This window comes from Chthoniobacterales bacterium, assembly GCA_036569045.1.
GTDB lineage: Bacteria > Verrucomicrobiota > Verrucomicrobiia > Chthoniobacterales > JAATET01 > JAATET01.
Map to the genome: position 1 here is coordinate 20,351 of DATCRI010000010.1, position 25,656 is coordinate 46,006.

Annotated in this window: 25 protein-coding genes; 17 read left to right on the top strand and 8 right to left on the bottom strand. The window is 65.2% G+C overall.

Features of this window, described 5'->3' with window-relative positions:
* Positions 1-22 precede the first annotated feature (22 nt).
* The gene (locus VIM61_02740; protein HEY8899301.1) at positions 23-820 is read left to right on the top strand and encodes an amino acid ABC transporter permease; all 798 of its coding nucleotides are present in this window, start codon (positions 23-25) and stop codon (positions 818-820) included.
* On the top strand, positions 810-1,541 hold the full coding sequence (locus VIM61_02745; GenBank protein ID HEY8899302.1) for an amino acid ABC transporter ATP-binding protein: 732 nt from the start codon (positions 810-812) through the stop codon (positions 1,539-1,541). The genes VIM61_02740 and VIM61_02745 overlap by 11 nt, the downstream gene beginning before the upstream one ends.
* A gap of 303 nt (positions 1,542-1,844) precedes the next feature.
* Here the strand turns inward: VIM61_02745 and VIM61_02750 are convergent, their stop codons facing one another.
* The gene (locus VIM61_02750) at positions 1,845-2,378 is read right to left on the bottom strand and encodes a hypothetical protein (protein ID HEY8899303.1); all 534 of its coding nucleotides are present in this window, start codon (positions 2,376-2,378) and stop codon (positions 1,845-1,847) included.
* Positions 2,379-2,424: 46 nt separating this feature from the next.
* On the opposite strand from VIM61_02750, the gene VIM61_02755 reads away from it, so the two are divergent.
* On the top strand, positions 2,425-3,345 hold the full coding sequence (locus VIM61_02755) for an alpha/beta fold hydrolase (protein ID HEY8899304.1): 921 nt from the start codon (positions 2,425-2,427) through the stop codon (positions 3,343-3,345).
* Here the strand turns inward: VIM61_02755 and VIM61_02760 are convergent.
* From VIM61_02760 to VIM61_02770, 3 genes are read right to left on the bottom strand one after another with little or no spacing between them, the layout of a single operon-like run.
* On the bottom strand, positions 3,281-5,185 hold the full coding sequence (locus VIM61_02760; GenBank protein HEY8899305.1) for a long-chain fatty acid--CoA ligase: 1,905 nt from the start codon (positions 5,183-5,185) through the stop codon (positions 3,281-3,283). The genes VIM61_02755 and VIM61_02760 overlap by 65 nt on opposite strands.
* 10 nt (positions 5,186-5,195) lie before the next feature.
* Complete coding sequence (infA, locus tag VIM61_02765) at positions 5,196-5,438, bottom strand: translation initiation factor IF-1 (protein HEY8899306.1); 243 nt, start codon at positions 5,436-5,438, stop codon at positions 5,196-5,198.
* A gap of 12 nt (positions 5,439-5,450) precedes the next feature.
* Positions 5,451-6,464, bottom strand: coding sequence for an acyl-CoA reductase (locus VIM61_02770; protein ID HEY8899307.1), 1,014 nt, complete (start codon positions 6,462-6,464; stop codon positions 5,451-5,453).
* Between the two features lie 203 nt (positions 6,465-6,667).
* Here VIM61_02770 and VIM61_02775 point away from each other — a divergent pair, with 203 nt between their 5' ends.
* The 3 genes from VIM61_02775 to VIM61_02785 are packed head-to-tail and all read left to right on the top strand — an operon-like array spanning position 6,668 to position 9,764.
* The gene (locus VIM61_02775) at positions 6,668-8,116 is read left to right on the top strand and encodes a hypothetical protein (GenBank protein HEY8899308.1); all 1,449 of its coding nucleotides are present in this window, start codon (positions 6,668-6,670) and stop codon (positions 8,114-8,116) included.
* 13 nt (positions 8,117-8,129) lie between these two features.
* Positions 8,130-9,014 (top strand): sugar phosphate nucleotidyltransferase, encoded by an 885-nt coding sequence (locus VIM61_02780; GenBank protein ID HEY8899309.1) that lies wholly within the window; start codon positions 8,130-8,132, stop codon positions 9,012-9,014.
* A gap of 9 nt (positions 9,015-9,023) precedes the next feature.
* A complete protein-coding gene (locus VIM61_02785; protein HEY8899310.1) occupies positions 9,024-9,764 on the top strand; it encodes an alpha/beta hydrolase in 741 nt (246 codons plus the stop codon).
* Here VIM61_02785 and VIM61_02790 read toward each other — a convergent pair.
* Positions 9,761-11,437 carry a DUF885 domain-containing protein gene (locus VIM61_02790; protein HEY8899311.1) on the bottom strand — a complete coding sequence of 559 codons (1,677 nt, stop codon included), beginning with the start codon at positions 11,435-11,437 and terminating at the stop codon, positions 9,761-9,763. The genes VIM61_02785 and VIM61_02790 overlap by 4 nt on opposite strands.
* Positions 11,403-12,254, bottom strand: coding sequence for a hypothetical protein (locus VIM61_02795; GenBank protein HEY8899312.1), 852 nt, complete (start codon positions 12,252-12,254; stop codon positions 11,403-11,405). Before VIM61_02795 ends, VIM61_02790 begins: the two co-directional genes overlap by 35 nt.
* A 108-nt stretch (positions 12,255-12,362) precedes the next feature.
* Here VIM61_02795 and ald point away from each other — a divergent pair, with 108 nt between their 5' ends.
* From ald to VIM61_02840, 9 genes are read left to right on the top strand one after another with little or no spacing between them, the layout of a single operon-like run.
* Complete coding sequence (gene ald, locus VIM61_02800) at positions 12,363-13,463, top strand: alanine dehydrogenase (GenBank protein ID HEY8899313.1); 1,101 nt, start codon at positions 12,363-12,365, stop codon at positions 13,461-13,463.
* On the top strand, positions 13,463-14,734 hold the full coding sequence (locus VIM61_02805) for a glutamate-5-semialdehyde dehydrogenase (protein HEY8899314.1): 1,272 nt from the start codon (positions 13,463-13,465) through the stop codon (positions 14,732-14,734). Before ald ends, VIM61_02805 begins: the two co-directional genes overlap by 1 nt.
* Positions 14,731-15,006, top strand: coding sequence for an acylphosphatase (locus tag VIM61_02810; GenBank protein ID HEY8899315.1), 276 nt, complete (start codon positions 14,731-14,733; stop codon positions 15,004-15,006). The genes VIM61_02805 and VIM61_02810 overlap by 4 nt, the downstream gene beginning before the upstream one ends.
* 4 nt (positions 15,007-15,010) lie before the next feature.
* Positions 15,011-15,880, top strand: a complete 870-nt coding sequence (locus VIM61_02815) for an ABC transporter ATP-binding protein (protein ID HEY8899316.1) — start codon at positions 15,011-15,013, stop codon at positions 15,878-15,880.
* Positions 15,877-16,521 carry a dethiobiotin synthase gene (gene bioD, locus VIM61_02820; GenBank protein ID HEY8899317.1) on the top strand — a complete coding sequence of 215 codons (645 nt, stop codon included), beginning with the start codon at positions 15,877-15,879 and terminating at the stop codon, positions 16,519-16,521. Before VIM61_02815 ends, bioD begins: the two co-directional genes overlap by 4 nt.
* A 3-nt stretch (positions 16,522-16,524) precedes the next feature.
* Positions 16,525-17,232 (top strand): ABC transporter ATP-binding protein, encoded by a 708-nt coding sequence (locus VIM61_02825; protein ID HEY8899318.1) that lies wholly within the window; start codon positions 16,525-16,527, stop codon positions 17,230-17,232.
* Entirely contained in the window at positions 17,233-19,602 is a 2,370-nt protein-coding gene (locus VIM61_02830) for an FtsX-like permease family protein (GenBank protein HEY8899319.1), read from the top strand.
* A gap of 7 nt (positions 19,603-19,609) precedes the next feature.
* Positions 19,610-20,836 carry an HlyD family efflux transporter periplasmic adaptor subunit gene (locus tag VIM61_02835; GenBank protein ID HEY8899320.1) on the top strand — a complete coding sequence of 409 codons (1,227 nt, stop codon included), beginning with the start codon at positions 19,610-19,612 and terminating at the stop codon, positions 20,834-20,836.
* A gap of 16 nt (positions 20,837-20,852) precedes the next feature.
* Positions 20,853-21,266: a YbaY family lipoprotein gene (locus VIM61_02840; protein HEY8899321.1), complete on the top strand. Its 414-nt coding sequence runs from the start codon at positions 20,853-20,855 to the stop codon at positions 21,264-21,266.
* A gap of 70 nt (positions 21,267-21,336) precedes the next feature.
* On the opposite strand, the gene ahcY is transcribed toward VIM61_02840, so the two are convergent.
* Positions 21,337-22,770 (bottom strand): adenosylhomocysteinase, encoded by a 1,434-nt coding sequence (gene ahcY / locus VIM61_02845; GenBank protein HEY8899322.1) that lies wholly within the window; start codon positions 22,768-22,770, stop codon positions 21,337-21,339.
* 94 nt (positions 22,771-22,864) lie between these two features.
* The gene (metK, locus tag VIM61_02850; protein HEY8899323.1) at positions 22,865-24,034 is read right to left on the bottom strand and encodes a methionine adenosyltransferase; all 1,170 of its coding nucleotides are present in this window, start codon (positions 24,032-24,034) and stop codon (positions 22,865-22,867) included.
* A gap of 50 nt (positions 24,035-24,084) precedes the next feature.
* Between metK and VIM61_02855 the strand changes: the two genes are divergently transcribed.
* Both VIM61_02855 and VIM61_02860 read left to right on the top strand, forming a co-directional pair.
* Complete coding sequence (locus VIM61_02855) at positions 24,085-25,008, top strand: metalloregulator ArsR/SmtB family transcription factor (GenBank protein ID HEY8899324.1); 924 nt, start codon at positions 24,085-24,087, stop codon at positions 25,006-25,008.
* A 44-nt stretch (positions 25,009-25,052) separates the two neighbouring features.
* A partial coding sequence (locus VIM61_02860; protein HEY8899325.1) for a sigma-70 family RNA polymerase sigma factor occupies positions 25,053-25,656 on the top strand: 604 nt, incomplete at its 3' end.

Genomic DNA, 25,656 nt, shown 5'->3' on the forward strand with positions numbered 1-25,656 from the left:
ATTTCGCAGAAGGTTGGACCCTGTGAAACTCCCCGCCACCGCGACGCTCGCGACGCTTTTTCTCGATCGCCCGCACGCGCCTTCGCCCCTGTGGGCGCGAGTGACGATTTTCTCGATCGTTGCTCTGATCTTTGCAGCCATTTGCTCGGCGGCACTCGCCGCCTCCACCTCGAACTGGCGCGCGGTCTGGGATTATCGCGAAGTCTTCTGGCAGGGCTGGCTTCTCACGATTCGCATTTCCCTCGCCGCCCTCATTTTCAGCACGTCGGCCGGCCTCATCCTCGCCCTTTCCCGGCGCTCTCCCTTCATCCCCCTTCGGGCCGTTGCCCAGCTCGTCATCGAGATCGTCCGGGGAACCCCGCTCCTCGTCCAGATCCTCGCCCTCTGGTTCATCGCCGCCAGCCAGCTCCACTTCGAGAATCGTCTCTGGGCCGGCATCCTCATCCTCTCCCTTTTCAGCTCCGCCTACCTTGCCGAGATCATTCGCTCCGGCATCGAGAGCGTCGGCGCCTCCCAGCTCGAGTCCGCCAGGGCCATCGGTCTCTCGACTCTGCAGACCTACCGGTTCATCATCTTTCCGCAGGCCATTCGCCAGATTCTCCCCGCTCTTGCCGGCCAGTTCGCCTCGCTCATCAAGGATTCCTCGCTGCTTTCGATCATCGGCCTCCAGGAATTCACCTTCGCCTCCCAGCAGGTGAACTCCGCGACCTACAGCACCCTCGAGAGCTACTTTCCCCTCGCGATCGGGTATCTCCTGCTCACCCTTCCGATCTCCGCCTTCTCCCGGCTCCTGGAACGCCGCTTCCACTATGAAAGTTGAGCTGCGCAACGTCTCGAAACGGTTCGGCGGTCAGGTTGTCCTTCGCGACATTTCGCGGACGCTCGAGTTCCCGCATTCGCTCGTCCTTATCGGTCCCTCGGGCGGAGGAAAATCCACGCTTCTCCGCCTGCTGGCTGGATTGATCGTTCCCGACGAAGGCGAGATTTTCGTCGACGGAAAGCAGATTCCCCGTCGCAACGCGGCCCTTCGCACTTATCGCGCGGAACTCGGCATCGTCTTTCAGGCCTACAATCTCTTTCCGCACCTTTCCGCCCTGGAAAACATCTGCCTCCCGCTCGTTCAGGTCCATCGACTTCCCGCCCAAGAGGCCCATGCGCGCGCCAGGGAGGTCCTTGCACGCTTCCAGCTCGCGGACCACATCCACAAGCGCCCGGCGGAGCTTTCCGGTGGTCAGCGCCAGCGCGTCGCCATTGCCAGGGCAGTGGCCATTCGCCCGAAGCTCCTCCTTTTCGACGAGCCGACCTCGGCCTTGGATCCCGAAATGACCGCCGAGGTTCTCGACCTGCTCGCCGAGCTCCGATCCGAGGGTTCCCCTCTCGTCCTGGTGACCCACGCCATGGGGTTTGCCCGCCATACGGCAGACCTGGTCGCTTTCGTCTCGGGCGGGACCCTTCTCGAGGTGGGTCCTCCCACGCATCTCTTCGATGCGCCGGAACGTCCGGAAGTCCGGCGCTTTCTGGAAAGAGTGCTTCGTTACTGAAGAATCAGGAATTGCGTCGAAATGAGCACCCGGCATTCACTTGTTCACATCCTGAATAAGATGTGTCTTTGGGTGACCCATAACTTCTTATTCTTAATGCTGCGAATAACTCCCCGGAATCGTGTTCCTCTGTGGATTTAAGCCTGTTCCACGCCGATTGGACCTTGTGAATGACTTTGCCGCCGTTGCGATCGGTTCCCGACAACTCGCGGAAAATCTGGAAAAGACCACAAGCGCCCGCAACCATTCACCACTTATTCACAAACTGCTCACGACTCCGACGCTTGCAAAAATCGCCCCGGTTCAGGGGGTGTAGCGGGCCGCGATGATCGTCGTGAAGTTCATGTGAGTGATCGTCGTGCGGCCCTTGATCGAGGTCTGCGTCTTGTTTTTCGTCTGCCGAATGCTGATGAGCTGCGGCACCCCGCCGGCGACGGATCCGGATCCCTCGTAGCTGTTCTCGGTAAACTTGCGGAGACCGACCTTCACGCCCTCGAGGATCGAAATTTTGACGGAGAGATTCGATCCGTTCAGCGAGCCAGCGACATCTGCGCGCTGGTTCGTCAGGCGGGTCGAACTCGCGAAACTGCCGCCGGGAGTGATGCCCAAGCTTTGCGCAAAGACCACCCAGCCGCCGCGCAGTCCGGTCACATTCGTTTCGGTGCGGTCGGAGTCCGTGATCTTCACGAGATCGACCTTGCCGAGACCCGCAACGATGTCCGCCGGTTCACGCTTGTCCGCGAATTGCATGACGGCGATATCGAGACGCCCGGCGTGAGCGGCGAGTGGCGCAAGAAGGAGTGAGGCGGCAGCGGCGAAAAGAATGGTGGGACGCATGCACAAACGCTTCCCAGATGGGTCCGAACCATGCAACAGAAAAGCCGTGACGCCATCCCCCGAGACGGACTTCTGGAGCGCGCCCGATGGCACGCGTTTTCGCCGGGTGCGTTGGAGGGCGGAAAGTGCGCCGCGGGCGAGGGTCATTGCCCTCCACGGGCTGAGCTGCCGCTCCGAAGATTTTGCCCCGCTGGCGGAGCGCTTCAGCGAGCGCGGGATTCTCGTCGAGGCCTGGGATTTGCGCGGGCAGGGCCTGGATCCCGATCCGACGCGCCGCGGCGCCTGGCTGGAGATCGACGGCATGCTCGCCGATCTCGCGGCGTTTGCCGGTGAGCCCACGGAGCTGCCGCTCTTCCTTGCCGGGGACAGCATGGGCGCCCTTCTCGCGATTCAGGCTGCGGCGCGGCCGGAATGGCGGTCGCGGCTGGCGGGGCTGATGCTGTTCGTGCCGGTGGTCGCGCTTGCCCGGGAGAATCCGCGGTGGGTGAAGCCGACGCTGCGATTTCTTTCCGCGATCCTCCCGGGTCTGCGGCTGAAGCCGAGCTGGTTCGTGCAGGGCAGCGGCGAGATGCCCATTCTCACGCGTATTCCGGAGCGTCAGCACGAGCTGGCAACCGCGCCGCATCGCCTCGGCCCGCTCACGTTTTCCTTCCTCGCGAACATGGGCGACCTTATCGAGACGGCGCCGCCCGCGGCTTCGAAGATCCGGACTCCGACGGCGCTGTTTTCTGCGGGCCATGACGTTTTCATTACCGAGGCCCAGCAATGCGCGTTTTTTGCGGACATTGCGGCGCCGGACAAGATGCACTTCCATTACCCCGAAGCGTTTCACCAGCTGCTTTTCGATCTCGACGCCGAGCAGGTGCTTGCCGACGCGACGGCGTGGATTGAAGCGCGCCTGCCTACGACGCCATCCCTGCGATCAGCGGCGCGTATTTGTCGGTCACGACGTGCCGGCGAATCTTGAGCGTGGCGGTGAGTTCGTCGCCAACCTCGAATCCTTTCGGAATAAAGCGCCAGGCGCCGATGCGCTCGAAGGGCTTGAATCCCGTCTCGGCGCAGACGAGCCGGCGAATCTCCGCGTCGACCAGTTCTCGCGCCGCAGGATTCTGCTCGAGCGCTGCAATGGAATCCGCGGCGATGCCGGCGGATTTGAAGGCGTCGAGATGCGGCACGAGAATCGCGCCGAGAAATTTCTGGTCCTGTCCGACGACCATGCATTGGTCGATGTAGGGCGACTGCGTGAGCTTGTTCTCGATCGGAAGTGGCTCTACGTTTTCGCCGCTGAGAAGGACGATCGTATCCTTCGAGCGGCCGACGATTTTCAGGCAATCGTTGAATGTGACGAGGCCGATGTCGCCGGTGTTCAGCCAGCCGTCCCTGAGGATGCGGGCGGTGCCGGCGGGATCCTTGTAATAGCCAGCCATGATCTGCGGGCCCCTGGCGTGAATCTCGCCGCGCATGCCCCGGCCGTCGCCGCGATACTTGGGATTCGGATACAGCGTCTCGCCGGTATTGAGATCGACAATGCGCACCTCGGTCTCGAGATAGAGCGGGCCGACGGTGCCGATCACGAGATTGTCCCACGAGCGGACCGCGAGCACGGGCGCCGTCTCGGTGAGGCCGTAGCCTTCGAGCACGGGGATCCCGATGAAGTTGAAGAACTCGTCGACGTGGGGCTGGAGCGCGCCGCCACCGCTGATCGTGCCGCGAAACTCGCCCCCGACGACGGATCGCAATTTCTTCAGGACGATCCCGTCGAGCACGAGAAAGGGCAGCGTGTAAACGATGAGGTTGCCGACGTGGCCGGCGGCGAGGAGAAGGGATTCCGGGAGGCTCCGGCCGGTCAGGTCGAGCTGCTGCCCGCGGAAGAAGCGCTGCGCGCGCTTCACGCGCACGGCGCTGCGGTAGGCGACGTTGAAAAGCGCGCGCTGAGGGCCGGCCGCCTTTTCGACGTTGGCGAAAATCCTGTGGTAGAGGTTCTCCCACAGCCGCGGCGCGGAGCACATGACGGTGGGTTTCACCGTGCGGAGATCTTCTGCGATGTGCCGCACGGTCGTGTAGTAGGTGCAGACATTCCAGCTGAGGGCGAGCATGGCGAAGACGCGCTCGTAGCTGTGCCAGATGGGCAGGATCGAGAGTGCGCGGCCACCAGCGGGCAGCGCGAACGGAAGATTGCGCACCTGCGAGACCATGTTCGCGTGCGTGAGTTGCACGCCCTTGGGCGTTCCGGTCGTGCCCGAAGTGTAGATCAGCGTGAAGAGGTCGCCGGGCTGGATCTGCGCGGTGCGTTCCTCGGCGCGTCGATCGCCAGCGGCGCGCAATTCCCGGCCGCGGGCCTCCAGATCGGCGAGGCGCAATGCCTCGGCGTCGCCGGTAAACGCGGGATCCATCACGATCACGTGACGGATGCCGGCCACGGCCGCTTCGCGAAATTTGGCGAGCATCGCGGCATGCTCGACGAAGCAGACGCGCACGTCGGCGTGCTCGAGAATGTAACGAATTTCGGCGGGAGTGACGTCGGTGCCGCGCGGGACATCCGCGGCGCCGCAGAGCTGCACCGCGGCGTCGCAGAGGATCCACTCGAGGCGGTTGTCGGCAAGCAGCCCCACGTGTTCGCGGGCCTCGACGCCGAGATCGATGAGGCCGGTCGCGAGATTCAGGGCGCGTTCATAGACCTCGCGATAGCTCGTGAACGTGAACGTGCCGCCCTTCTGTCGCGTGGCGTAACCGGGGGCATCGCCGAAGGCGGTCGCGGCGTCGCGGAAGAGCTCCGCGATATTTTTGGGGAGAATGCGAGTGGTCATGAATTCGCGTTCAAGCGGACGGCCGGGGCGGCCCGCCGGATTCGCGGAACGTGATGCGGGCTTTCGTCAGATCATAGGGTGAAAGCTCCACCGTGACGGCATCGCCGGGCACGATGCGGATGAAATGTTTGCGCATCTTGCCGGAGATGTGGGCGAGCACGATGTGGCCATTGCCGAGCTTTACGCGAAACATCGTGCCAGGAAGAACCTCGGTGACGATGCCTTGGGCGGAAAGAGCCTCTTCCTTTGACATAGCTGCGGCGGGTTATAAGCCGTCCACCGCCTCGAAATCAACCCATCTCACCAGCGAGGCGAGGTTTGGCAACCCCTCCGCATGCCATGTCACGGGGGGAAATTGCATGCGGCCAAGCGGGCAGATGCGGGAGGCGCCGAGCGTCGCGATCCTGGCGGCGTTCACCTCGGTCGCGGGCCAGATGCCGATCGCGCCGAGCCAGCTGGCGACGGGTGCGAGCGCGCTGGCGAGGCCGGCGGCGGGGAGAGGCTTCACGAAGACGACGCGGTCCAGCGGGGATGTCGCAAACCAGGGATCTTCTTCGTAAATCACGGTCCAATCCGTGCCGGTGGCGCTGGTCCACAACTGCACTCGCGGATCGCTCGCCGAGCGAAAGGCATAGCTGGCGCGGAGGTCGGCGATGGCCGCATTGCCGCCAACGCTGAGCGCACGCCGAGGCGTGGCTCGATTGAAGGCGTCCATGGCTTCCGCAAGCCTCGCGGCGTAGGTCCGCGCGGAGAGGCCGCGAGATTCGTCGACGTAGATGTCGTGCGGAGAGAGGCAGCCCTGCTGGTCGTAGAGCGAGACGTCGCGCGCGGCGCTCGCGGCGGATTCGCACGCGGGATCGTCGAACACGATCGCGAGACTCACCCGATGCCCGTGGGCCTGGAAGGGCACCCCGGGCGAAACTTTCGCGCGAAAGTGGGCGATCGTCTCGTCGCTACCGAAGATCGCCATGGCCCCGGCCTCGCGCAGCCAGGCATCGGGAAGCGAGGAACTCAGCTCGACGCGCGCGGCGAGATCTGGCGGAAGATTCGCCCGAAAGGCGTCCACTTCGGGAAGGCCGACGGCGGGGACCTTCACGCGATTGTGCGCACCGAGAAGCAGGCCGCGGAGCAGGCTTTGCAGCGCGGCGTGCGGGGTGTTCCCGCTCACGATGTGAAGGATGCTTTCTGGAGCGATCGCCCGCGCGAGGCGCCCACCGTAGGGGCGGAAACCGTCGAGAATCTCCGCATGCCCCAACTCGAGCGCGACGAGCTGGACCAAGTCGGCCGTTCGGATTTCGCCCAAGATCGGAAATCGCGCGGCGACCTCGGCCAGGGCCTCGGCTCGGGCGGCAGTGGGTCGAAGACGCTCGGGAGTCATGAATGGCCGACAACATGGGCGGCTTAGAGAAAAATCGCGAGCAAACCCTAACTGTCGATTTTTATACTTTCCAAGAACACTCAACTTCGGAATGATCCGGCCCCGTGCAACAAAAAAACCTGCCATTCGAAATCCAGGAATTCGAACGTCTGCTGGCCCGGCCTAACAGTGATCCCACCGGCCTCGCGGGGTTTTTCAACAGCGGGCAAATTTACGTGGGGCGCGTCCCGGCCCGGCTCGACGTGATGGGAGGCATCGCCGATTACTCCGGCGCGAATGTTTGCGAAGCCGTGCTCGGCCGCGGAATGTTGATGGCGCTCCAGCCCCGGACTGATCGGACGCTGCGCATTCGCACGATTCAGGAAGGCCGGCGCTCGCTTCCGGTGGAAACCCGCATTCCGCTCGACTATTTCGCCTCCGGCGACGGGCTGGCCAGCTACCCCGAGATTCACGAGCTCTGCTCGGCGAATCCCCTCTCGAGCTGGGTCTCTTACATCGGCGGAACGATCTTCACCCTGCTCAAGGAGGAGTCCATCCGGCTGCCCTACGGCTTCAGCCTCCTGCTGCTCAGCGCCGTGCCCATGAATGTCGGCATCGGCAGCTCCGCCGCGGTCGAGATCGGCACGATCTCCGCGCTGAACGCCTACCTGGGCCTCGGACTGGATGCGAGCCGGATCGCGAGGCTTGCGCAGATGGCAGAGAACCATGTCGTCGGCGCGCCGTGCGGCATCATGGACCAGACCGCCATTACCAGCGGCCGCGAAGGCCGGCTCACCCACATTCTCTGCCGTCCCGGGAAGGTTCTCGGCGATCTGGCCATTCCGCGTGGCACCGGTTTCATGGGCATCAGTTCGATGGTGCGTCATTCCGTTGGCGCAAATCCCTACAGCGACACACGCATCGGCGCGTTCATGGGCCGTCGCATCATCAACGACCAGCGCGCGAAGACCGGCGCCGGCCGGCTCGAATACATCACCGAGCTCTCGGTCGCGGAGTTCAACGAGCAATACGCCGGCATTCTTCCGGAAAAGATTCTCGGCTCGGAATTCGTCACCGCCTACCGCACGCACGACGATCCCGTCACCACGATCCAGCCCGACGCGACCTATCGCGTTGCGGGGCCGTCCCGTCACCCGGTCGAGGAGAACGAGCGCGTGCTGGCTTTCATGGAGGCTCTCAAGTCGGCCGGGGAGGGCGATACGGCCGCATTGGTGACTGCCGGGGAGCTCATGTATTCCGCGCACGAGAGCTACCGCACGAACTGCCATCTCTCGGTGCCGGAAGTGGATTTCCTCGTCGAGGCCGTGCGCAAGCGCGGACCGAAGAGCGGCCTGTATGGCGCGAAGATCACCGGTGGCGGCACGGGCGGCACGGTGGCGATTTACGGGCAGCTCGACGCGCTGAAGAAGCAGGTGCCCGAGATCGCCGAGGAGTATTCCCGTCTGATCGGCCAGCTTCCCGACATCTTCGAGGGCACGTCGCCTGGCGCGCTCGAGTTCGGCGCCCGCCGCTATCACTTCGACGCGAACGGCTGGGGCGGCGAGCCGGTCTGATTTCCTGATCACAATGAGCGCCACTGTTCGCAAAGCCGTCGTGCCCGCCGCGGGTCTTGGCACCCGCCTGTTTCCCGCCTCGCACGCGGTGAAGAAGGAGCTGTTCCCCGTGGTCGGCCCCGACGGCATCGCTCGCGCGATGATTCATTACCACCTGCTCGAGCTTGTGAATGCGGGCATCGAGGAGGTTTGCGTGATCGTCCAGCCCGGCGACGACGCGCCCATCCGCGCCTACTTCGAAGGGGCCGACGATGCCTACCTGCGCCGGCTCGAGAAATACCCGCGCCTCCACGCCGAGGCCCTGCATATGCGCGAGCTGGCGGGCCGCCTGCGCTTCGCCACGCAGCACGAACAGGAAGGCTACGGCCACGCCGTCTTCCAATCCCGCGATTTCGCTGCCGGTGAGCCGGTCGTGCTCTGCCTCGGCGATCATCTTTTCCGTGGCGTGACGACTTCCCCCGCGCAGGAGCTCATGGCGCATTGGGACGGCGTTCGCAGCGTCTCCGCGGTCAACCGCATCTCGCCGGGAGAACTCAAGGGCTACGGCACCATTGCGGGAAAGCGGAGCGCCGAAGAACCGCGCCTCATCGACGTTTCGCTCATCATCGAAAAGCCGGCCGTCGAGGTCGCGCGCGAGTCGCTCCATGTCGACGGACTCCCGGAGGACACGTTTCTCGGCTGGTTCGGCATGCACCTGCTCGCGCCCAGCATCTACGACGTTCTCGAGGAAATGATTCGCGGCGACATGCGCGACGGCGGCGAATTCCAGCTCACCCGCGCCCAGGAAATCCAGCGCCAGCGCCACGGCTATCTCGCGCTCGAGATGACCAGTGCGCAGCGCTACGATTTCGGCGTGCCGGACGATTTTCTCGCGAGCGTTGCCGCCTTTCGGCAGTAGTCATCGGGAGTGAATCCGCACGTCGAGGTTTCCGGCACCGGTGACATTCCGGTCGTGTGTGTGCATGGCTGGGCCTGTCACGGCGGGCATTTCGCCGAGGTGGCGGAACGGCTTGGGTCGCGATTCCGGGTGTATCGGCCGGATCTGCCGGGGCATGGCCAGACGCCGCTCGGAAACTTCGAGCCAACCTTTCCCGGCTACACGGCCGTCCTCGCTGATTTCTTGAAATCGCTCGCCCCGGCGCGTCCGATGGTCGTCGGACACAGCATGGGCGGCGTGCTTTCGCTGATGGCGGCTGCCCAGGTCGACGTGCGTGCGGTGATCAATCTCGACGGCAGCCTGCCTGCGCGGGAGAGCACGCTGGCTGCGCAGGCGACGGTGGCCTCATGGCTCGATGAACCCGATTATCTCGAGCGGCTGCGGGTCGCGCTCGCGGAAGGATTTTTTCTCCCGACGGAGCGCGGACCGCGATGCAACGAAATCATCGACGGCATGTGCCGCGCGCCGCGCGAAGTTCTCCGATTTCTGCCGGAGCAGATTCACACGATCGATCCCTCCGCGTTTCTGCCGCGAGTGCAGGCGCCGATGCTCTACGTCGGGGCAGCGCGACCGCGCTACGACGAGGCAGGGGCGCTCGCGCTGAATGCGGCGATCCGGTTCACGCAGATTGCCGGCGCGGGTCACTTCCTGCCGATTTTTGCGGCGGAGAAAGTTGCGGATCTCGTCGAGCGAGTCGCTGCGGCGACCTAGCCGGAGGGCCGCATTCGGGCCTCGAGGATCCAGCGCCACGGGATGGCGCCGTGGCTGAGCATCCAGTCGTTGAACTGCTTGAGCGACCAGCCTTCGCCCTCCACGAAATGCGCGTGCAGGCGCTCCACCTCGAGGCGGCCGAGCAGGTAGCTCATCGGGACGGTTGGCGAGCTTGTATACCAGTTCACGTCGCCCTGCGCGCGGGCCTTCGTGAAGCCGACGCCGTCCATGAGGACCTTGCACGCGCCGTCGTAGCTGAGGCTGCCGTCATGCAGGCCGCAATCGATGATGATGCGATAGGCGCGCCAGAGGGCGTCCTGAAGCTCCTGCAGGCGGGTGAGGGGATGGGCGGCGAGGTCGACGATGCCGCGATCGACGCACATCTTTTCGCACCAGAGCGTCCAGCCCTCGTAGTAGATCGAGTGCGCGAACAGGCGGCGCAGCTTGCTCGGATGCTGGTTCTGAATGGCGAACTGCAGGTGATGGCCGGGATAGGCCTCGTGCGCGGCGGTGAGTTCAATGCCGTGGTGCTGGCGAATCTCGGCGAGCTTCCTTGCGGGATCCGTCTGCGTGAGGCTGAGGTCGTTCACCCAGAAAATGCCGACCTGCCGGCGCGAGTAGGCGGGCGGCTGGTTGTAGGCGGCGGTGGGAAACTGGTGCCGCAGAAAGGCCGGCACGGGCAGCACGTCGAGCGATTCGCCGGTGGGCAGCGTCACGAGATCGAGCTCGCCGAGGCGCGCGCGAATCTGCGCGGTGGTGTCGCGGTAGAGGTCGATGAGCGGGCGGTCGGGGGTCCATGCCGCGGAGGCCGCGGCCAGGGCGGCGGCGGGATCCTTCAACCCCAGGCGGGCGGCCTCGGCACGCAACTCGCCTTTGAATCGCTCGATGAGTGCGAGGCCATTCGCGCGAATCTCCGGCAGCGATTGGTCGAAGCCGAGGCGTTCGCGCATGAGAAACTCGAAGCCCTCCCGGCCGACGGCGTAGCCATCCTTCGGACCGGGCGGCTTTTTGCGGATCGCCGCGGCATAGTCGGCGAAGGCCTGCTTCGCGGCGGTGATGAGCCGGGCATTGCGGTCGGGATTTGCGGAAAGCGCGCCAAGCTCTGCCTCGAGGCCGGTGAGAAACTCGATGCCGCCCTCGGCGGAAGCCAGCGCGAGCTTCGTCCAAAGCGGAACGGGACGGCGGAGGTTGCGGGCGCCGGTCGCGAGATAGGCGGGAATTTTTTCGAGACGCGATTCGATGGCCGGAAGCGCCCGGCGCAGCGCCGCTGGCGAGTGGGCGTGGCGAATGACGAGGTCGAAGATGGCGTGGGTGGCGCCGTCGACGGGACGCTGGGGGTTGGTGCGCCAGCGCTCGAGGCGGTCCTCGTAGAATGCGCTGGTGCGGAGCATCGCGAGAAATCCGCGGCGGTCGAGGTAGTCGTCGCCCGTGAACTCGGCCTCGGGAAGCGCCTCGACGGCAGCGAGGGTGCGGGCGACGAGAGCGTTCTGCGCGCGGAAGTCCGCGGCGGAGTTTGTGCTCAGGCCGGCATCATATTTCGCGAGGCCGAGAGCGCTGGCGTCCTCGGGAAAGCGCACGTGGCTTTCGGCGAGAAAAGCGTCCGCGAGGCGGCGAAACGCGCGCGGGGCGGCGGAGGGTTTACTCGACGATGTCGAGGAGGTTGCCTTTGTCATCAGTCTTGGAAAGCGCGGCGGTGATCATGTCGTTCGCGAGATTGCGCATTTCCTTCACCTCGGACTCCGAAGGCGGGCGTTCGCCGAAGTTGCTCTCGATCGCGTAGAGCGTCTTGAGCTTCGAGAGCAGCAGCGTGACGAGTGGCGTCTGCTTCAGGCGGGGGTTCAGCGTGTCGAGCCGGTCGACGAAATAGCCCATCACGTCGAGACGCTTGAGGCCCTCGGCGCGCTTGGCGGTGTAGTTGTCGGCGGTGGCGTTGGTCGCAAGCTGAAAGCCGCGCAGCCAGCCGCCGAAGCTGATGAGATGAGCCAGTTCCTCGTCGTGGAGGTTCATCATCGCGCCCTCGACATCGGCCTGCGTCTTGATGAGTTCCTCGCGAAGTTTCATCCAGTCGCCCTTCTGCCCAAGGTCGATCAGGCTGGCGGCGCGTTTCGTGAGGCTGTCGCCCACGCCGAGCGCGCGGGCCTGCCGGAGCAGGGCGCGGCCGACGTTCTGAATGCTCTGCGGTCGCTCGTTGATGACGATGACGAAGCCGTCGGCGACGACGATGCCGAAGTGCAGGGCGGTCTGAAAGCGGTTCGGAAACGTGGCGTCGAGGTTGTTCGACTCGACGAGTTTCATCGGGATCGGCTGGAAGCTGTCGAGGTCGAGCAGGAGCTTCTGAATCTGCGGCGTCGTGGTGTCGTTCACGCCGAGCTCCTCGCGCATGTGACCCTCGGCGCCCTCGGCGAAATCTCCACCGTCGTCCTGAGCCCGGGCGGGATTCGCGCCGAGAATGGTGGCGAACGAAAGGACGGCCAGCAGACGGGAAAGCATAACGAGGGAAAAACGTGCCATAGGTCGCGACGGTTGTCCATGCGCCCTCTGCCGCGAAGATTCGAAGAATCGGCTTTCGCCGGCACGCGGTTGGCGGATACTGGGGACATGGTTATCGGCGTTCCGAAGGAGATCAAGGAACAGGAAGCCCGCGTCGCCCTGCCTCCGGCCGCGGCTTATCAACTCGCCAAACGTGGCCACGAAATCCTGGTCGAGGCCGGCGCCGGGCTCGGCTCCGGCTTTTCGGATGAGGAATACACGGCCGCTGGCGCGCGGCTCGTGCCGCAGCACGCGGACGTCTTTGCGCAGGCCGATCTCATCGTGAAGGTGAAAGAGCCGCTCGCGGCGGAATATCCGCTGCTGAGGCCCGGCCAGCTGCTTTTCACCTACCTGCACCTCGCGGCGAACAAGACGCTGACCGAGGCGCTTCTCGCGACCGGGGCGACCTGCGTCGCCTACGAGACGGTCGAGGTGGACCGCCGTCTGCCGCTGCTCGAGCCGATGAGCGAGATCGCCGGCCGCATGTCGACTCTCGTCGGTGGCTATTTCCTCGCGAAGCACCAGGGCGGCAAAGGCGTGCTGCTCGGCGGCGTGCCCGGCGTGCTGCCCGGCAAGGTCGTCGTGATCGGGGGTGGCACCGCCGGCGTGAATGCCGCGCGCATGGCTGCCGGACTCGGCGCCGACGTGACGATTCTCGAGGTCGATCTCGAGCGCATGCGCTTCCTCGACATCACGATGCCCGGCGCGAACACCCTTTTTTCCAGCGAGGCGAATCTCATGGATCTGCTTCCCGCCCTCGATCTGCTCATCGGCGCGGTGCTCGTCCCCGGGGCGAAGGCGCCGAAACTCATCACGCGTGAAATGCTCCGCCGGATGAAGCCGGGCAGCGTGCTCGTCGACATCGCGATCGACCAGGGCGGCTGCGCGGAAACCTCGCGGCCGACCACGCACCACGACCCCGTGTTCACCGAGGAAGGCGTGCAGCATTACTGCGTCGCCAACATGCCTGGCGCCTACGCCCGCACCGCCACGCAGGCGCTCACGAACGCCACCTACCGCTATGTGGAGTCCCTCGCCGACCTCGGTCTCGCGGAGGCCTGCAAACGGCAGCCCGGCCTGGTGCATGGCATCAATATTCAGGACGGCCGCCTCACGATCAAACCGGTGGCGGACGCGCTCGGCCTCACGTATTCTTCCGCTTCCGTCTGATGCAGTTGCCCGATTTGATCCGCGACATCGGGCGTCGCGCCCGCGAGGCGTCGCGCTCCCTGTCCACCCTCACCACCGAAACCAAGAACGCCGTCCTCTGCGGAATGGCCGATGAATTGCTTGCCCGCGAGGCGCAGATTCTCGAAGCCAACGCCGCCGATGTCGCCGGCGCCGCATCGCACGGGCTCGCCCCGGCCGCGATCGATCGCCTTACGCTCACGCCCGAGCGCCTGCGGAAAATTGCGGCCGATGTCCGCCACGTTGCGGACCTGCCCGATCCCGTGAACGAGCTGCTCGCGGAATGGACGCGGCCAAATGGCATTCGCATTTCCAAGGTGCGCAAACCCATCGGCGTGGTCGGCATCATTTACGAATCCCGCCCGAACGTCACCGCGGACGCCGCCGTGCTCTGCATCAAGACCGGCAATGCGGTCATCCTCCGCGGTGGCTCCGAGAGCCTTCGTTCGAATCTCGCCATCGCCGGGGCGCTCCAGGCCGGCGGCGCGCACGCCGGGCTGCCCGCCGATGCGGTGCAGCTCATTCCCGTCACCGACCGCGAGGCCGTGAAGCTCCTCGCGCAGATGGATGAATTTCTCGACGTCATCGTCCCGCGCGGCGGCAAGTCCCTCATCGAGGCTGTCGTCACGAATGCCCGCATGCCGGTCATCAAGCACTACGACGGTGTCTGCCACCTCTACGTCGACCCCGCGGCCGACGTGGAAATGGCCACAAGCATTCTCATCAATGCGAAATGCCAGCGCCCCGGAGTCTGCAATTCCGTGGAATGCCTGCTCGTCCATCGCGACATCGCGCCCGCATTTTTCGCTCACGCCGCGCCGGCCTTGCGGGCCCACGGCGTCGAGCTGCGAGCCGACGCCGAGGCTTTTTCGGAACTCGAGGCGCTTGGTTACCCGCAGCTCGTGCCGGCGACCGACGAGGATTTCAAAACCGAGTATCTGGCGCTCATTCTCAGCGTGAAGATCGTGCCTGGCCTCGCCGCCGCCATCGATCACATCGAGCACTACGGCTCGCACCACAGTGACGCCATCGTCACGGCGGACGAAGCTGTCGCGGAGCGCTTCCTGAACCAGGTCGACTCCGCGACCGTGTATTGGAACGCGTCGACGCGTTTCACCGACGGCGGCGAATTCGGTTTCGGCGCCGAGATCGGTATCAGCACCGACAAGCTCCACGCGCGCGGCCCCATGGCGCTGCCCGAGCTCACCACCTACCGCTACCTCATTCGTGGCGCAGGTCAGATCCGCCCATGAGCACGGCCCGCCAGGTTTTTTACGAAGGCCGGGTGCAGGGCGTCGGCTTCCGCTTCACGGTGAAGACGATCGCCAGGGGCTTCGACGTTGTCGGCTGGGTGCGCAATCTTCCGGACGACCGCGTCGAGCTGCAGGTCGGCGGCGACAAGGAGGAGGTCGAGGATTTCCTCACCGCGATTCGCGAAAGCGCCCTTGCAGGCCACATCCAGAAGGAGGACGTTTCCTCCATCCCGCCGCTGCAGGGCGTGCGGGGATTCACGATCACCAGCTGATCCCATGTCTGCCGCCCCCGTCGCCGTCCGCCTCCGCAATCTCACCCGCGTCTATCCCGTGCCGCTGCGGCGCGAGCGGCTCGTCGCCGTGCGCGACCTCTCGCTGGACGTTCATGAGGGCGAAGTCTACGGCTTGCTCGGCCCGAATGGCTCCGGCAAGAGCACCACGCTCAAGATGCTCCTCGGCCTCGTCACGCCGACGTCCGGCACCGCGGAGGTTTTCGGAAACGACAGTCGCGCCTTCGCCGCCCGCAACGAAGTCGGCTTCCTGCCCGAGAATCCGTATTTCTACAAATTCCTCACCGGCGCCGAGACGCTGCGTTTCTACGGCAAGCTCTGCGGGCTGCGCGGCGCGAAACTGAAGAACCGCATCGAGGAATTGCTCGCGATGGTTGGCCTCGAGGATGCCCGGAATCGCCGCGTTGGCGGGTATTCCAAGGGCATGCTCCAGCGCATCGGTCTCGCCCAGGCCATCATTCAGGACCCCCGCCTCGTCGTGCTCGACGAGCCCACCGCCGGCGTCGACCCGATCGGCTCGCGACAGATTCGCGATCTCATTCTTAGCCTGAAATCGCGCGGCATGACCGTCCTGCTCACCTCGCATCTGCTCGAGCAGGTGCAGGAGGTCTGCGACCGCGTTGGCATCATGGCCCGCGGCCGATTGTTGCGCGAAGGCAACCTCGACGAGCTCGTCTCGGTAGATTCGCAGACCCAATACGTCGTCGAAAACTCGACGCCCGAACTTGCCGCGCAAATCGAGGCGCTCGTCACGCAGGCCGGCGCCACGCTCGTGGAAACGCGCCGTCCGCAACGCACGCTGGAGAAGGTCTTTCTCGAGGTCACGAGCGCCGGCGATCAACCCGGCCGGCCGTGAGCTTCTTCATCACCGGCACGGATACCGAAGTCGGCAAGACCTTCTTTTCGGTGCGTCTCGTCCGCGCCCTTCGCGCCGCCGGCATCGACGCCGTCGGGTTCAAGCCCGTGGCCTGCGGCGACTGGGAGGATGTCGATGCGCTGGTCGAGGCGGCCGATGGCATCGAGCCGCGGTCGGCCATTTGCCCGGTGCATCTCGACATGCCGGCGTCGCCGCTCACCGCCGCCTTCGCGCAGGAAACGACCATCGATCCCGCGACAATGGTGTCGGCATATCGCGCCCTCGCGGCCCGGCACGAGATGGTCATCGTCGAAGGCGCCGGCGGCTGGCTCGTGCCGATCACGCCCGATTATTTCATCGCCGACCTTGCCACCGAGCTCGCGCTGCCCGTCATCCTCGTCGTGCGCAACCGCCTCGGCGCTCTCAACCACACGTTGCTCACGATCGAGAGCATCCACCGCTGCGGCCTGCCGTGCGTGGGCATTGTGCTCAATCACATCGACGCTTCGGATGATCCCGCCGCCCGATCGAATCGCGCGACCTTCGAGTTGCTTCGCTCCGTCCGGGTGCTTTGCGAGCTGGAATCCACGCACGCCGAGCTGGATCTCGGTCTGCTCGCGCTGCCCGGCGTGCGGCATTGATCCATGGCCGAGCCGCTTTTCGCCGCCCGGGGTCTGCGCAAGATCTACGTCACCGGCGACGTGGAAGTGCGCGCGCTCGATGGCGTCGATCTCGATCTCTTCGCGGGTGAGCTCGTTGTCCTGCTCGGCGCATCCGGGAGCGGAAAGTCCACATTGCTCAACAACCTCGGCGGCCTCGATGTGCCGTCTTCCGGCACCCTCACCTACCGCGGCCGCGATCTCGCCGGTGCGGACGAAGCGGAGCTCACGCGCTTTCGTCGCGATGCGGTGGGTTTTGTTTTTCAATTCTACAATCTCATCCCCAGCCTCACGGCGCGGGAGAACGTGGCGTTGATCACCGAGATCGCGCCGAATCCCATGGCGCCCGAGGACGCGCTGGCCCTCGTCGGCCTCGCCGATCGCATGGATCACTTTCCCTCGCAGCTTTCCGGCGGACAGCAGCAGCGCGTCGCCATCGCCCGCGCCATCGCGAAGCAGCCGGAGGTCCTCCTCTGCGACGAGCCCACCGGCGCCCTCGACGTCCGCACCGGCATCAATGTTCTCGAGGCGGTCGAGCGCGTGAATCGCGAGCTCGGCACGCTCACCGTCATCATCACGCACAATGCGGTGATCTCCGAAATGGCCGACCGCGTGATCCATCTCTCCGACGGAAAAATCTCGGGAATCGACCGCAATGCCGAGCGCCATGCGGTGAGCACGCTCGCCTGGTAGATGCGCGTCCACCCGCTCGATCTCAAGCTCCTGCGGGACATCGGCCGGATGAAGGGGCAGATGCTCGCCGTCGGTCTCATCATGGCCTGCGGCCTCGCGATGATGATCATGGCGCGCAGCCTCATCCTCTCGCTGGAGTCCACGCGCTCCGCCTATTACGAGCGCTTCCGCTTCGCCGATGTCTTCAGCGATCTCAAGCGAGCGCCGAACAGCCTGCGGACGCGTCTTGCGGAGATTCCCGGCGTCGGCGCCGTCGAGACGCGCGTAACCGGCCGCATTCGGCTGAATCTTCCCGGACTTACCGAGCCGGCCGACGGCACGATTCTTTCGATTCCCGACGACCGCCCCAGCCAGCTCAACCAACTCTTTCTGCGCAGCGGGCGGCTGCCGGAACGCGGTCGTGCGAAGGAGGTCGTCGTGGGCGAAGCGTTCGCGAAAGCCCATGGATTCAGCGTCGGCGACACGATCGATGCGATCCTCTACGGCGCGGAGGAGCGATTGACGATCGTGGGAATCGCGCTGTCGCCCGAGTTTGTTTTCGAAGCGCGGCCCGGGGACACGCTGCCCGACAACAAGCGATTCGGTGTCTTCTGGATGAATGAACGTGAGCTCGCGGATGCGTTCAACCTCGACGGCGCGTTCAACAACGTCCTCATCGACGTCGCACCAGGCGAGGACGCCGCGCCGGTCATCGCCGCGCTGGATCGCCTCCTCGCGCCCTACGGCGGCCTCGTCGCCTACGACCGCCGCGACCATCCCTCCGCCCGCCAGCTCGACGACGAGATCGCCGTGCTCACCGGCCTGTCGTTCGCCTTCCCCGTCGTGTTCCTCAGCATCGCGGCGTTCATGACGAGCGCCGTGCTCACGCGACTGATCCGGCTGCAACGCGAGCAGATCGCGCAGCTCAAGGCCTTCGGCTACTCGTCGTGGCAGGTCGGCGGCCACTACCTGAAATTCGCGCTCGTCATCGTGATTGTTGGCCTCGCGGTCGGCACCGTCGCCGGCTTCTGGCTCGGCGATCACGTCGTCACGCTCTACCACAAGTTTTTCCAGTTCCCCTCGCTCACCTTTCATCCCGCCTATCCCGCGATCGGCGCGGCGTTCCTGGTGAGTGCGGGCGCCGCATTCGTTGGCGTGCTCGGCGCCGTGCGTCAGGCGGTGAAATTGCCGCCCGCGGAGGCGATGCGACCGGAACCGCCCGCCGAGTTTCGACCATCTGCCTTCGAGCGACTCGGCTTGCAGCGCTTCCTCAGTCCGTCGTTTCGGATGGCATTGCGCAATCTCGAGCGCAAGCCGTGGCAGGCGTTCTTCACCGCGCTCGGGCTCATGCTGGCGACGGGCATCCCCATCGTTCCTGGCGCGATGCGCGACGGCATTCACTACCTGCTCGATTTTCAATGGGACCTCGCCCAGCGCCAGGACGTAACCGTCAGCCTCATCGAACCCGGCCCGGCCTCCGCCTTCACGGCCCTTGATCATCTGCCCGGAGTCTTTGCGGCGGAGCCCTTTCGTGCGGTGCCGGCGCGGCTGCGCAATGGCCACCGATCCTACCGCACCGCGGTGACCGGCGTGCCGCCAAATACGCGACTCAACCGCGCGCTGGATCGCTTCGGACGCCCGATTCCGCTGCCTCCGGACGGCCTCATCATGTCGGCCAAGCTCGCCGAGATGATCGGCGCGAAGCCCGGCGACCAAATCTGGATCGAGGTGCAGGAGGGCCGGCGACCGCGCGCGCTCGTGACGGTGCAGAGCCTCATCACGGACTACTCCGGCCTCAGCGCCTACATGGATATCGACGCGCTCCGCGGGCTCATGCGCGAGGGCGGCACGGTGAGCGGCGCGCATCTGGCTCTCGACGCTTCGCAGCGGGACGCGTTCATGGCGGCGATCAAGGAGGCGCCTCGGGTCGCGAGCCTCGGCATCAAGACCTCCGTGCGCGAGAGTTTCCGCAAGACTACGGCGGAATCCATCTCGCTGATCCAGGGACTCTATTTTACGTTCTCGGTCATTGTGGCATTCGGCGTGGTCTACAACAGCGCACGCATCGCGCTCTCGGAACGCAGTCGCGATCTGGCGACGTTGCGCGTGATCGGCTTTTCGAATCGCGAAGTCGCCGCGGTGCTGATCGGCGAGCTCGCCATGCTCACTCTCGTGGCGCTCCCGATCGGCCTGGCCGTCGGCGCGGCTCTTGCGAGCTGGATCGTCTCCTCGGCGAGCACGGAAAGCGTGCGCCTGCCGCTCGTGCTCACGCCGCGCACGTTTTCCACGGCGGTTCTCATCGTGCTCGCGTCCGCGCTGGTCTCCTTTGCCGTGGTGAGCCGGCGCATCCGCCATCTCGATCTCCTCGGCGTTCTCAAGGCTCGCGATTAGCATCTTCATGGAAACTTCGAACACGCGCCGCCGTTCCAGATCTCCGCTCCGTCGCTTCGTGCCGTGGATTGGCGGCGCTGCGCTGGTCGGCTTCATCGTCTGGGGCCTGCTGCCGCAGCCGATTCCGGTCGATGCGGGCGAGGTGACGCGCGGGCCGCTCAAGGTCACCGTGCTCGAGGAGGGCAAGACGCGGATCCGCCACCGGTATGTGATCTCGTCGCCCGTGCCGGCCTACCTCAATCGCGTGCCGTTGCGGGCCGGGGCCGAAATCGTCGAGGGCGAGACCGTGCTGGCCACGCTTGCGCCGGCGCCGGCGAGCTTTCTCGATCCACGCGCCCGCGCCCAGGCCGAGGCGGCGTTGCAATCCGCCGACGCGGCCATCGAGCAGCGCGCCGCCCAGGTCGAGAGCGTGCGGGCGGATCTCGATCTCGCGCGCAAGGAGCTCAAGCGCAACGAACAGCTCAGGCGCACCGGCGCGATTGCCCAGTCGCAATGGGACACCGCGGCGAATCGCGTGGACGTGCTGCGTCGCAATCTCGACTCCGCGGAATTCTCGTTGAAGGTCGCAAAGTTCGAGCGCGAGCAGGCCGAGGCTTCGCTCATGCAGATGAAATCGGCGACGCCGGCTGGAGTGGCGCCGGTCGAGATCCGGGCGCCGGTGACGGGGCGCGTGTTGAACGTCTTCGAGGAAAGCGCCCGCATGGTGAACGCCGGACAGTCGATCATGGAGGTCGGCGATCCGCGCGACCTCGAGGCGGAGATCGAGATGCTGTCGACGGATGCCGTGAACGTGCGCGCCGGTGCCGAGGTTTCCATCGAGCAATGGGGCGGCGGCCAGCCGCTGGCGGGCCACGTCACGCTCGTCGAGCCGGGCGGTTACACGAAGGTCTCTGCGCTCGGCGTCGATGAGCAGCGCACGCTCGTGCGGGTCGATTTCGACAATCTTCCCGAGGGCGTTTTCGGCGACCGATTTCGTGTCGAGGCCCGTGTGACGACCTGGGCCGGCAAGGATGTCCTGCAAGCACCGACCGGCGCGCTTTTTCGTCGCGGCAACGACTGGATGACGTTCCTCCTGGAGGGCGGCCGCGCGAGGCTGGCGAAGGTCGAGATTGCCCACAACAACGGCGTCTCCGCCGAGGTGACGGCGGGATTGAAGGCGGGCGACCGCGTGATCCTTCACCCGCCGGATACCATTTCCGACGGCAGCAGGGTGAGCGTGCGCGCCGCCGATTAGCTGCTATGCTGCCGGCATGAAACGCCTTCTGCCTCTCGTTGCCCTCCTGCTCGCCGGCTGCGCCTGGCTGCCCGAGGAAGGCCCGCCGATGAAGACTCTCAGCGGCACGCTCACCTTTCGGGATACGACCGCCCTGCCACCTTCGGCGATCGCGCACGTGACGGTGGTTCCCACATCCGCGACGACGGTGGCGGATTCGGTCGTGCAGGGTGATTTCCCGGCGAAGACCGGAACGGAGGTTTCCTTCTCGCTGAAATTTCCCGCCGAAAAGGTCGCCGGCGCGGGTGATTACCTCGTGCTGGCGCAGATCATCGACCACGGCAAGGTCTGGTATTCCAACCTCAGCTCGCCGATGCGCGTGAGCTTCATTGCCGATCCCGGGAATCTGGTGATTCCGCTGCGTCGCGAGTCTCTGCGGATCGGGCAGTAGCTTCGACTTGGAAACAAAAAGGCCCGCCGGGAGGCGGGCCTTTTGTTTGGGATGCTTTCGCGGCTGCCGCTTAGTAGCGGTAGTGGTCGGGCTTGTAGGGGCCTTCGACCTTCACGCCGATGTAGGCGGCCTGCTCGGGCGTGAGCTTGGTGAGCTTCGCGCCGATCTTCTCGAGGTGCAGGCGGGCGACTTCCTCGTCGAGCTGCTTGCTGAGGACCTTCACGCCGGCCTTGTTCGTCTCGCGGTTCTTCCAGAGGTCGAGCTGGGCGAGCGTCTGGTTCGTGAAGCTGTTCGACATGACGAAGCTCGGGTGGCCGGTGGCGCAGCCGAGGTTCACGAGGCGGCCTTCCGCCAGCATGTAGAGCTGATGGCCGTCTTCGAACGTGTATTGGTCGACCTGTGGCTTGATCTCGATTTTCTTCACGCCGGCGAGGTTGTTGAGCGCGTCGACCTGGATCTCGTTGTCGAAGTGGCCGATGTTACAAACGATCGCCTGGTCCTTCATCTTCGTGAGGTGCTCGAGGCGGATGATGTCCTTGTTGCCGGTCGTGGTGACGTAGATGTCGCCCCAGCCGAGGGTGTCCTCGATGGGGAGGACGCGGAAGCCTTCCATCGCGGCCTGCAGCGCGCAGATGGGATCGATCTCGGTGACGACGACCTGGGCGCCCTGGGCGCGAAGGGCCTGGGCGCAACCCTTGCCGACGTCGCCGTAGCCGCAGACCACGCCGACCTTGCCGGAGATCATCACGTCGGTGGCGCGCTTGATGCCATCGACGAGCGACTCGCGGCAGCCGTAGAGGTTGTCGAATTTCGACTTCGTGACGGAGTCATTCACGTTGATCGCCGGGACGCGGAGCTTGCCGGCCTGGTGCATTTCGTAAAGGCGATGGACGCCGGTCGTGGTCTCTTCGGAGACGCCCTTCCAGTCCTTGAGGTAGCCGGTCCATTTGAGGGGATCCTCGGCGTTGACTTTCTTGAGGAGGGCCTTGATGACGCCTTCTTCGTGGGAGCCGGCCGCGCCGTTCACCCAGGAGGTGTCGCCTTCCTCGAGCTCGGCGCCCTTGTGGATGAGGAGCGTCGCGTCGCCACCGTCATCGACGATGAGCTGCGGGCCCTTGCCGTCCGGCCAGGTGAGCGCCTTGAGGGTGCAGTCCCAGTATTCCTCGAGGGTCTCGCCCTTACAGGCAAAGACAGGGATGCCGGCGGCGGCGATCGCGGCGGCGGCGTGGTCCTGCGTGGAGAAGATGTTGCACGAGCACCAGCGGACGTTCGCGCCGAGGTCGACGAGCGTCTCGATGAGCACGGCGGTCTGGATGGTCATGTGCAGGCTGCCCATGATGCGGACGCCGGCGAGCGGCTTCTCCGCGGCGTATTTGCGGCGGGTCGCCATGAGGCCGGGCATTTCGTGCTCGGCGATCTGGATTTCCTTGCGTCCGAACTCAGCGAGGCTGATGTCGCGGACGGCGTAGTCGTTTGTTTTGTTGGCTTCGAGGATCGTGCTCATATCAAATTTTTGGGTGGCGGGTTTGGAACCACGGAGGCACCAAGACACCAAGGATATCTGACCTTGGTGCCTTCGTGTCTTGGTGGTGGAAATTTCAGACGGCGGCCTTCTTGAGCGCGGCGGCCTTGTCGGTTTTCTCCCACGGCAGGTCGACGTCTTCCTTGCCGAAGTGGCCGTAGTTCGTGCTCTTCGAGTAGATCGGGCGGAGCAGGTCGAGCTGGCTGACGATGTCGGCCGGCTTGAAACTGAAGGTCTTCAGCACGGCGGCCTCGATCTTCTCCTCGGGCACGGAGTTCGTGCCGAAGGTGTCGATGTGAACGCTCACCGGCTGCGGGTGGCCGATCGCGTAGGCGAACTGCACCTCGCACTTCGCGGCGAGCCCGGCAGCCACGACATTCTTCGCAACGTAGCGGCCCATGTAGGCGGCGCTGCGGTCGACCTTCGACGGGTCCTTGCCCGAGAACGCGCCGCCGCCATGACGGCCGCTGCCGCCGTAGCTATCGACGATGATCTTGCGGCCGGTGAGGCCGGTGTCGCCCTGCGGACCGCCAATCACGAAGCGGCCGGTCGGGTTGATGAGGAACTCGGTGTCCTTGAGCATCGCCTTCGGGAGCACCTTCTTGATGACCTTCTCGATGCAGAATTTCTCGATCTCCGCGTGCTCGACGCCCTCGGCGTGCTGCGTGGAGATGACGACGTTCTTGATCGCGACCGGCTTGCCGTCCTCGTAGACGACGGAGACCTGGCTCTTCGCGTCGGGGCGCAGCCACTTCACCTTGCCGCTCTTGCGGATGCGGGTGAGCTCCCGACCGAGGCGATGGGCGAACATCACGGGCGCCGGCATCAGCTCGGGCGTCTCGTTGCAGGCGTAGCCAAACATCAGGCCCTGGTCGCCCGCGCCCTGCTCGGCGGTCTTCTTGCCCTTCGCCTTCTTGGAATCGACGCCCTGCGCGATGTCCGGCGATTGGGCGGTCATGAGGTTGGTGATGAACACCTTGTCGGCGTGAAAAACGTCGTCGTCGTTCACGTAGCCGATCTCGCGAATCGAGTCGCGGATGATCTTTTCGTAATCGAGCTTCGCCTTCGTGGTGATCTCGCCGCCGATCACGACGACGTTGCTCTTCACGAACGTCTCGCAAGCCACGCGGCTGGCGGGGTCCTGCGCCAGGCAGGCGTCGAGAACGGCATCGGAAATGGTGTCGGCAACCTTGTCAGGATGGCCTTCACCCACGGATTCGGAGGAAAAAATATAACGACGGGGCATGGGAGTGTTGAAGAAACGTATGAAGTTATGCTAATATTTTGATGAGTCAAATGGCGTCAATTCTAAAATCCTTTCGGCTTCTGTCGGACCCCACACGTCTGCGCCTGCTCCGACTGCTGCGGGAAGAGGAACTGACCGTCGCCGAGCTGCAGGAAATTCTCGCGATGGGCCAGAGCCGCATCTCGGCCAGCCTTGCGCTCCTGAAGCGCGAGGGACTCGTCATCGATCGCCGGGTCGGAAAGAACATCTTCTACCGCGCCGACCTCGCCGCGGATTCGCCGCTTGCCGGGCTGCTGACGCTCGCTGGCGACGAGATCGCGGAGTCGAAGCGCGACCTGACAGCCCTCGCCCTGACCCTGCGAAAACGCAAGGACCGCGCCGCGGAATACTTCAACCGCCTCGCCGGCAAATTTGGCCGCACCTACATTCCCGGCCGCTCGTGGCAGGCGCTCGCGCACGGCCTGCTCCAGCTCCTGCCGCCCATGGTCATCGCCGACCTCGGCGCCGGCGAAGGCACGCTCTCGCAACTCCTCGCCCGGCACGCCGAACGCGTGATCGCGGTCGATAATTCCGAGAAAATGGTCGAGTTCGGCGCGGCGCTCGCCCGCGACAACGGCTTCGCCAATCTCGAATACCGCCTCGGCGACATCGAGGCGCCGCCGATTGCCGATGGCGAGGTGGACGTCGCGCTGTTCAGCCAGGCGCTGCATCACGCCGCCCGCCCCCCGCGCGCCGTGGCCGAGGCATTCCGCATTCTCAAGCCCGGCGGCCGCATCCTCATCCTCGATCTCGCAAGCCATAACTACGAGCAGGCCCGCGAGCTCTACGCGCACCAGTGGCTCGGCTTCTCCGAGGTGGAGCTCGACGAAATGCTCACGAGCGCCGGCTTCCAGCGCATCGAGATCTCGACCGTCTCGCGCGAAAAACAGGCGCCGCATTTTCAGACGATCCTTGCGACCGCGGGGAAGCCTTAGAAATTTTTCCGTCACCTTTTCGCGGCGGACGGCACTGGATCACGATGAATCCAATCGAAGAATCCCAGTTGGTTTGCGCGGCACGGGGCGGTGATCGCGACGCGTTTGCGAGCCTTGTCGCCGAGCATCAGCAAATGGCCTGTGCCCTGGCTTACGCCCGGACGGGGTCGTTCGCGGCCTCGGAGGAAATCGCGCAGGAGGCCTTCCTCGCGGCGTGGAAGCAAATGGCGCTCGAGCCGCCGCGAAATTTTCGGGCGTGGCTGTGCGGGACGATTCGCCATCTCGCGGCGCGCTTCCATCGCGGGGCGGCGCGGTTCGAGGGCTTGGCCGTGGATGTCGCCGACGGCGCGCCGGGTCCGGATGAAGTCGCCGACGCCCGCGAGGAGGAGGCGCTGGTCTGGGCCTCGCTGGAGCAGCTGGCGGAGATTTATCGCGAGCCGCTCGTGCTTTACTACCGGCAGGATCGGTCGATTCGCGAGGTGGCGACGGCGCTGGACCTCAGCGAGGAGACCGTGCGCCAGCGTCTGTCCCGCGGGCGGGGGCTGCTGCGGGACACGGTGCAGGAAAAGGTGGAGTCGGCGCTGGCGCGGTCGGCCCCCGGGCCGGCCTTCACGCTGGCGGTGCTGGCGGCGGTTCCCGCGCTCAGCT

Bases quoted from the DNA above. Each gene is read 5' to 3' on its own strand.
- VIM61_02835 (HEY8899320.1), top strand. From the start codon at position 19,610: ATGGAAACTTCGAACACGCGCCGCCGTTCCAGATCTCCGCTCCGTCGC.
- VIM61_02780 (HEY8899309.1), top strand. From the start codon at position 8,130: ATGAGCGCCACTGTTCGCAAAGCCGTCGTGCCCGCCGCGGGTCTTGGC.
- infA (HEY8899306.1), bottom strand. From the start codon at position 5,438: ATGTCAAAGGAAGAGGCTCTTTCCGCCCAAGGCATCGTCACCGAGGTT.
- VIM61_02815 (HEY8899316.1), top strand. From the start codon at position 15,011: ATGTCTGCCGCCCCCGTCGCCGTCCGCCTCCGCAATCTCACCCGCGTC.
- VIM61_02795 (HEY8899312.1), bottom strand. From the start codon at position 12,254: ATGCTTTCCCGTCTGCTGGCCGTCCTTTCGTTCGCCACCATTCTCGGC.
- VIM61_02750 (HEY8899303.1), bottom strand. From the start codon at position 2,378: ATGCGTCCCACCATTCTTTTCGCCGCTGCCGCCTCACTCCTTCTTGCG.
- metK (HEY8899323.1), bottom strand. From the start codon at position 24,034: ATGCCCCGTCGTTATATTTTTTCCTCCGAATCCGTGGGTGAAGGCCAT.
- VIM61_02760 (HEY8899305.1), bottom strand. From the start codon at position 5,185: ATGACCACTCGCATTCTCCCCAAAAATATCGCGGAGCTCTTCCGCGAC.
- VIM61_02745 (HEY8899302.1), top strand. From the start codon at position 810: ATGAAAGTTGAGCTGCGCAACGTCTCGAAACGGTTCGGCGGTCAGGTT.
- VIM61_02840 (HEY8899321.1), top strand. From the start codon at position 20,853: ATGAAACGCCTTCTGCCTCTCGTTGCCCTCCTGCTCGCCGGCTGCGCC.
- VIM61_02830 (HEY8899319.1), top strand. From the start codon at position 17,233: ATGCGCGTCCACCCGCTCGATCTCAAGCTCCTGCGGGACATCGGCCGG.
- VIM61_02810 (HEY8899315.1), top strand. From the start codon at position 14,731: ATGAGCACGGCCCGCCAGGTTTTTTACGAAGGCCGGGTGCAGGGCGTC.
- ald (HEY8899313.1), top strand. From the start codon at position 12,363: ATGGTTATCGGCGTTCCGAAGGAGATCAAGGAACAGGAAGCCCGCGTC.
- ahcY (HEY8899322.1), bottom strand. From the start codon at position 22,770: ATGAGCACGATCCTCGAAGCCAACAAAACAAACGACTACGCCGTCCGC.
- VIM61_02790 (HEY8899311.1), bottom strand. From the start codon at position 11,437: ATGACAAAGGCAACCTCCTCGACATCGTCGAGTAAACCCTCCGCCGCC.
- VIM61_02825 (HEY8899318.1), top strand. From the start codon at position 16,525: ATGGCCGAGCCGCTTTTCGCCGCCCGGGGTCTGCGCAAGATCTACGTC.
- VIM61_02805 (HEY8899314.1), top strand. From the start codon at position 13,463: ATGCAGTTGCCCGATTTGATCCGCGACATCGGGCGTCGCGCCCGCGAG.
- VIM61_02855 (HEY8899324.1), top strand. From the start codon at position 24,085: ATGGCGTCAATTCTAAAATCCTTTCGGCTTCTGTCGGACCCCACACGT.